Here is a 6335-nt window from a genome sequence, read left to right on the forward strand (position 1 = left end):
GGGCAATTTAATCTATAAAATCTCCTTCATATCCTTGATAATAAATCAAAATTTCTGATGGAACATATTGATAATGATGCTTCTCATCCCCTTCACCAACCATTGTAACATTGGGGTAGCTGATAATTGAAACAATCCGTTTTCGGGCTTTTCGGTAATGGCCAGTGGCGTATAATCGAATTTCATTTTCGTCATAAACCACTTCCAACCTCCAGCCATGTGGATCTGTGTACCGATCGAAAACATCTTCCTCTTGTTGGACTCTCTCTAATCCACGCACTTCATTTTTTCCCATGACAAAGTTCTTAAAACTTTGTTCATTCTTTTGATGAAGATTATTTTCACCGATGGCGGATTCCGTAATAGTTTCTTCTGATTCCAACATGACAACATATTCGTCAAAGAATAATTCAAAGGTATTATCCACTTCGTTCTTCAATAAAGCAGCACCGGACTCCCCTAGATAATAGGCTTTTATACTACTCTCATTGGATCGAATTATTTTATGGTTCAGAAAGTGAAGATTCAAAATCCCCAATATTAAGATGCTTAGTATTCCAATGGTTACAATAGTTAAAATTGTTGCATACCCATTCCTATTAGATCTTTTCATTTTACCTCCTGGGGCTTATTCGAATTTGTGATTTCAGTGTATGCTCTTTACCCTGTGTATCCTTAGAACTTATAGAAACTTCGATAAGGGCTCCGGATTGAACTTCTTTTATGATTAACTGGTCAATATCCTGGGCAAGAACGTTATTCTCTCTTTTACGGTTAATTAGTAACCGGCGATTTCCTTTTTGATAGTATAGATAAGTGTTCCATTGGTTAAGGTTTTCTCCGCTAAAGTCCATGTAACTTAACTCCCCTTGAGAATTTCGGCTGATAATTTGTTTCATATCCGGGATATACTGGATTTCTTGTTGGTTGAATTGCCGAATGTTTTTTTCAATATAGTGTAGCGCGTATTGCAGATTTTCGTGAACACGTACTTGTTCTATATGATACTGCCAGTATTGCACAGACTGTAAAACAATGGTAGCATAAGTTAAAATCAAAAGGGAACTTAAAAGTAACGTCAGCATCAGCTCTAGAAGTGTAAAACCTTTACTGTCCAGTCTGTTTCTTATTTTCATATCCCCATCCCCCCTGGAGCTTAATTATTTATTTAGAAATATATTTTTTATGGATCATAAAGAACCACAGCGCTAAGCCTATCCTCCGTGGGGCTTTCAATTACAACAGTCACAGAAATAAGATCGGAATTTCGGAAAGGTTCGAGGAATACTTCTACTAAATAGTCATCATAGTGATAGGTATGGGCTGCGAGTTCTTCTTTTTGGGATAAAATCATTTCTATGTTACTTTGTAAAACCTTTCCCATTTCCACAGTACGCTGATTTTCATTAAACAGAGTATCGATGTTGTGGATACCATTTATTAGAAAAACCATGGCTATACTCATAATTCCCAAAGCTATTAGGACTTCCAATAGTGTAAACCCTTTACTGTTTTTCATCTCCATCACCTACTTATATAGATTCTTCCGGATCCTATGGCTGTTTGAATAACGTATTGTTCGTTCTTACGATTCTTAATTAAAATCCGATGGTAGCTGCTTCCTCCGTTTCGATTAAAAGAAATGACATTATTCGTGGTTACTTCCACTTCGATCACTTTAGGAATTTGCAGTGTGAAAACTGGTGTTGTATTATGCAAATACTGTCTTATAGTAAGGGTCTGGTCTTTAATGTCCACCCGGTAAGTTTTGGATTCATCGATGCTTAAATGCCGGGCCAGTTTTATTGCATTTTCAATTTCTGCGGTGGTTTGATAAAGCAATAAGTCATCGTTGATTTCTCTTTTATTTGGTACAACCATGGCAAATAGAAGCATCATAATCCCTAAGATCAAGAGTATTTCAATTAAGGTAAAACCCTTATTTTCTCTCTTATAGCCAGGTTTTAGTGTAACGCTCTTCATGATTACAGCAGAACTTATTGAAATGGGAGTTCTCCTGTTTCGGTTTTTACGAGGGTTATTTATTTCCTTTTGAAGATTCAATAAGAAACCTCCCGCCCAGAGCAATGAAGCAATCTTGATATTCATGTAAAATCTGTTCATCCAACCCTTTAAAGTCCAATGACTCCATAAGAAATTCAGGGGCTTTTTGTGTTGCAGCATCATAGTATTTTTTTGTAATTTCGAGTAATAAATTTTCGGTTTTCTGAGTAGTATTGCATAAAAATATGAAAACTTTCGGGACTGCTATATAATATTTTAAGGAATAAAAATAATTATTGATATTTTTTTCCAGGTCTTCATTGATACCTAAGGATCTTTTAAAGATCGGATTATTCTTATGAATCAACACGAAGGTTAAGAAAGTTTTTGATGAATCTATATATAGTGTGTACTCGTAGTTAGTCTTTATATCGGGTTTCATTCTTAATAAATTTCTGAAATACTGGTAGGAAGGGTTTACGGATAAACTCTTTATGTTAAGGTCTAAAGCTAGTCGATTGAAGTTATTTATTTTTTCCTTCGGCATTCCCATAAAAGCGATTTCCGTGGTATTGGTATCATGAAAGTGGTCAATACTATAATCTAAAACAAAACGCTCTTTCTCAAAAAGAATCGGTAGGGAATTTTCATAATTGTAACGAATGATATCCTGGGGGTTAAATTTTTTTATGGTATTTACTTTTTTCATATTTAAATAGGTGTGATGAGATTCCAGTGTTAGTAACCCATGGCTTTTCAGCAACCTTTTTTTTCCGAAAATCTCCCGCTGTTTTTGTGGCCATTGAAGGTTATTAGGGTTTTGTGGGTCCTTCAAAAGAGGAATGTCCCCATGTTTTTTTAATTCCCAAGTGTTCTTATCCTTTTGTACACTTATGTATTTCATAGTGTCTTCATAAAAACTTAAACTCGTAAATTTTTCCATAAAGTCCCTCCTCGTATAATATGTTTATGGCTACTTTGTATTAGTAGTCTAAGCATATATTTTCACTTCAATATATTTACTGTAATCCGAGTAGTTGTTCCACTGCTACACCAATATACTTCATTGCCACTTATAACTTGAACCCTTCCCTTATTATCAATTAGAAATACTCCGTTTCGACTTTGGACAATGGGAGGGTCTGAAAGATATCTCCCCGGACCAAAAATATCTTCGGAAGATTGGGGCCACTTTTCATAAATGCTATAATAAATATCTATATTGTTTTTTATTAATTTCCCATTGTTAATGTCCACATTCAAAGCGGCATTCTCCCGAATATGATAGGTTCTCGGCACAGCAATTCCCATTAAAATTGTTAAAATCGCCATAACAGTGATCAATTCTATTAGGGTAAATCCTTTATTATTTCCCATTATATTCTCCTTAGCTTTTTTATAACATGAATTCATAGGAACTAAATATCGGTACCATGACGGATACTAGTATCAAGCCAACAAATACAGCCATAAATACAATCAAACCCGGTTCTAAAAGAGCAATGAATCTTTTGGTCTTTTGATCTAAATCCTCTTGTAAATATTCACTGATTTTTCCTAATACAAAAACCAAGTCTCCCGATTTTTCACCGGCAGCAACCATATTTACAATCAGTGAAGAAAAATAGGTTTCTTCATTATTTAATGCTTCCGAGAATTTATGTCCTTTAGATATATCTGCTTGAATACTATTTAAAGCTTTTTGAAACATAGGGTTGTTGTTTTGTTCTTGTAGAAATTTAAGAGCGTAGGTTAAGTTTGAGCCACTGAGAAGTATTACTTCTAGGTTCTTTATGAATTTTAATAGGGTTCTTTTGATTAGGAGTTTACTGATGATTGGAGTTTTCAATAAAAGCAAGGAAAATATTTTATGTTTTAAAAACCAACGGGATTTATTGTAAAATATAAATACAAATATCAAGAGTAAGGATAATATTATAGGCCATAGCCTTTGAATGAATGAAGATAAGCTAAAAACAACTCTTGAATACCATGGTAGGGAATTCACTCCATCCTCTAAGAATACAATGAAATTTGGTATAAGAAAATTAGTTGTAACAAGTAGCATAATAAAAGAGAAAAACAGTAAAATCGTCGGATAGATTAACATGTTTTTCAGTTTATGGTAAAAAGTCAAGTCTCTAGTATAATAAAGGGAAAGGGAATGTAATGCTTCCTCCAAATTTCCACTGGTTTCTCCTACCCCGATGATATGAATAAAAAAATCAGGAAATACTTTTGGATCTAAACTATCCTTCATTGAATTGCCATAATACAAGTTAGAGTAAATGTTTTTCAAAATTTTTTTCATAGTCCGATCATCTGTATGCTCTTCCATAGACTTAATAGATTCCATAATGGAAAGACCGGAAGACGTCATTACTTTTAATTGATTGACCATAAGTATCAGAAGTTTAATTCTTTTTGTATAAGATTCATAAAGAGGTTTGTCGACCAAATTAAGATACTTGCGTCTGATTTTCAATATCGTATGGTCATCATTTAAAAGCCTGGATATCGCATCCTTTCTATTATATCCTTGAATTTCCCCCTGGAGAATTTCTCCGGAATTCTTTAGTATTGTATATTTATAGATTTCCATGATTCCTCCTTTCGCTAATGAAGATCCATAAATGAAAATTGTTTAAATTCTTCTAAAGCAATGCTTCCTTGTAACAACAAGGCTTTACAATTCGCCTGTAAGGAATCTTTATGTATTTTCCCTAATTCTTTTTTAAATTTTGCCTGATCAAATCCTTGCACAACCAAAGTTTTAATTGCGTCGTTCAATTCTAAAACTTCAGAGACTAAAATACGCTCTTGTGAACCAGTGTAATTACATTCCTCACAGCCTTCTCCTTGATACAGCGGCACTTTGTTAATCTCCTCGAACATCAAAGTTTCTTCTTTGCTGGGATGATAAATAGTTTTACAGTTTGGACAGATTTTTTTTACTAAACGCTGAGCAATAACCCCTCCAAGGGCAGCATTGATATAGTAGGGTTCCACCCCCATATCTAATAAACGGGTAATGGTAGAGACCGCATTTTTTGTATGGAGGGTACTTAAAACCAAGTGTCCGGTTATGGAGGCACGAATGGCTAAGTCTACAGTATCCTTGTCTCTAATTTCTCCAATCATAATCACATCAGGGTCCTGGCGCAGTACATATTTTAAGGTGTTTGCAAAAGTAATATGGGCTTTGTCATTAACAAGAATCTGATTAATTGACGGCATTTTATATTCCACAGGATCCTCTATGGAAGTGACATTAAGTTTTTTATGTTTCATCCCTTCAATCATTGAGTAAAGAGTTGTGGATTTTCCGCTTCCCGTTGGACCGCAACAAAGTACCATACCGTTACTATATTGCAATAGGCTTTCTATTTTCCTTAATTGTGTTGCTGTGAATCCTAATTGATCTAATTTTAAAGAGATCCGTTGTCGATTCAAAATCCTCAATACCATCTTTTCTCCAAAAATTGTAGGAATGATAGACACTCGAATATCAATTTTTTCTGATTCTTCTAATCCAAGGTCGAACTCAAACTTTCCATCCTGACATTTTCGAAACTCTGCAATATCCATGCCTCCCATTACTTTTATCCGAGTTATAATTTTTGACGAAGTTTTTTCTTCCAAACGATCATACTCAATCATATCTCCATTGATGCGAAAGCGAATGACCACTTGATCTTCTTTAGGCTCAATATGGATATCGCTGGATTTTTCTTGAATTGCTTTCTTAATAAAAGAATTAACCAAACGGACGGTAGGATCATTTGCATGATAGTTTAATTCTTCTTCCTTTAAGGTCGTGTTTGCAGATTTTGTATGTAACTTTTCAATAGCATCTTTTCTGTAATGTTTTTCGATTCGTTGCAGGATTTCACTTCGGGTGGCTATGTGGGGAATGATTTTTCCACTGTGGTAGAGCTTTAAGTCCTCATATTGCATCGACGGATAAGGGTTTTCAAAAGCCATATGCAGATGCCCATTGATTTTGGAAAAAGGAATCATTTTATGCAGTTTTAACAATGCTTCTGGCATTTTGCAGAAACAATCCTCCGGTATTGTTTTGTTATCTAAACGGATAAAGGGAATATTAGATTGTTTTGCTAAGGATTTATACAGGGAAGTTTCTAGTTCCGGACAAGACTCTAGTAGAGCATCTATCTTTGCACATTCGCTAAAACCCACTTCTTTTAGTATATTCTCCATTTTTTGAGGAACTTTGATTGTATTAAATAATAGATTCATGCCCCTTCCCTCCCCTTGTTTATTTAACCCCAGTATGATTTATTCACTTATAATTATTAATATTCTACAAA

Annotated in this window: 8 protein-coding genes; all 8 read right to left on the reverse strand. The window is 34.4% G+C overall.

Annotation, left to right across the window (positions count from 1 at the left end; all coding sequences use genetic code 11):
- Positions 1-7: 7 nt before the first annotated feature.
- The 8 genes from ISALK_RS09835 to ISALK_RS09870 all read right to left on the reverse strand — a co-directional run bounded on the left by ISALK_RS09835 (position 8) and on the right by ISALK_RS09870 (position 6264).
- Positions 8-613, reverse strand: a complete 606-nt coding sequence (locus ISALK_RS09835) for a hypothetical protein (RefSeq protein WP_160721760.1) — start codon at positions 611-613, stop codon at positions 8-10.
- A gap of 1 nt (position 614) precedes the next feature.
- The gene (locus ISALK_RS09840) at positions 615-1136 is read right to left on the reverse strand and encodes a prepilin-type N-terminal cleavage/methylation domain-containing protein (RefSeq protein WP_160721762.1); all 522 of its coding nucleotides are present in this window, start codon (positions 1134-1136) and stop codon (positions 615-617) included.
- A 47-nt stretch (positions 1137-1183) separates the two neighbouring features.
- Positions 1184-1519, reverse strand: coding sequence for a type II secretion system protein (locus tag ISALK_RS09845; RefSeq protein WP_160721764.1), 336 nt, complete (start codon positions 1517-1519; stop codon positions 1184-1186).
- Positions 1520-1524: 5 nt separating this feature from the next.
- On the reverse strand, positions 1525-2064 hold the full coding sequence (locus ISALK_RS09850; protein WP_160721766.1) for a prepilin-type N-terminal cleavage/methylation domain-containing protein: 540 nt from the start codon (positions 2062-2064) through the stop codon (positions 1525-1527).
- A complete protein-coding gene (locus ISALK_RS09855; RefSeq protein ID WP_160721768.1) occupies positions 2039-2947 on the reverse strand; it encodes a hypothetical protein in 909 nt (302 codons plus the stop codon). The genes ISALK_RS09850 and ISALK_RS09855 overlap by 26 nt, the downstream gene beginning before the upstream one ends.
- A 62-nt stretch (positions 2948-3009) precedes the next feature.
- On the reverse strand, positions 3010-3381 hold the full coding sequence (locus tag ISALK_RS09860) for a type II secretion system protein (protein WP_160721770.1): 372 nt from the start codon (positions 3379-3381) through the stop codon (positions 3010-3012).
- Between the two features lie 19 nt (positions 3382-3400).
- Entirely contained in the window at positions 3401-4606 is a 1206-nt protein-coding gene (locus ISALK_RS09865) for a type II secretion system F family protein (protein WP_160721772.1), read from the reverse strand.
- Positions 4607-4620: 14 nt separating this feature from the next.
- Positions 4621-6264 (reverse strand): GspE/PulE family protein, encoded by a 1644-nt coding sequence (locus ISALK_RS09870; RefSeq protein ID WP_160721774.1) that lies wholly within the window; start codon positions 6262-6264, stop codon positions 4621-4623.
- Between the last annotated feature and the right edge of the window lie 71 nt (positions 6265-6335).

The organism is Isachenkonia alkalipeptolytica (assembly GCF_009910325.1).
GTDB classification, from domain to species: Bacteria; Bacillota; Clostridia; order Peptostreptococcales; family T1SED10-28; genus Isachenkonia; species Isachenkonia alkalipeptolytica.